Below are 524 nucleotides of genomic sequence, written 5' to 3'. Positions count from 1 at the left end.
CGGCAGAACGCCCCGGGTGACGGTGACTGCCTCCTCGTAGGTGCCGGCGCCGAAGTCCACCAGCACGGCCTCACCGTCCCGAGCCCGGACGACGACGTTTGCCTCCTTCACATCCCGGTGCACCACGCCCTCGGCGTGCGCCACCGCGAGGCCCCGGGCCACCTCCAGCACGCGCCGGGCCACGTCTCGCGCGCTCAGGTTGCGCGTCCTGGCGTACCTGTCTAGCCGCTCGCCCTCGACAAAGCCCATCTGCAGCCAGAGGAATTCCGGCGCCTCCTCCGGGTACAGGCCCATGGCCACCACCTGCACCAGGTTGCGGTGCCGCAGCTTGAGAAGGATGGCGAATTCCCGCAGCACCCTATCCACGTCGGCATCGAGGGGGATGAACTTCAGGGCGTACGCCGCACCGCCCGGGCGCCGCGCCCGGTACACCGTGGCGAAGCCGCCGACGCCCACTAGCTCCTCCACCGCCAACCCACTCACCACCTCGCCGGCGGAGAGCTGGGGCTGTGCCCTCTCGTCCA

Annotated in this window: 1 protein-coding gene; it reads right to left on the bottom strand. The window is 70.8% G+C overall.

Annotated features, from left to right (window positions below):
• The coding region (locus Q664_RS26305) for a protein kinase domain-containing protein (RefSeq protein WP_043401508.1) at positions 1 to 524 on the bottom strand (524 nt) is incomplete at both ends.

Source organism: Archangium violaceum Cb vi76, assembly GCF_000733295.1.
Lineage (GTDB): Bacteria > Myxococcota > Myxococcia > Myxococcales > Myxococcaceae > Archangium > Archangium violaceum.
The sequence above is the reverse complement of the archived record's forward strand: the minus strand, read 5'-3'. Positions and strand labels throughout refer to the sequence as shown.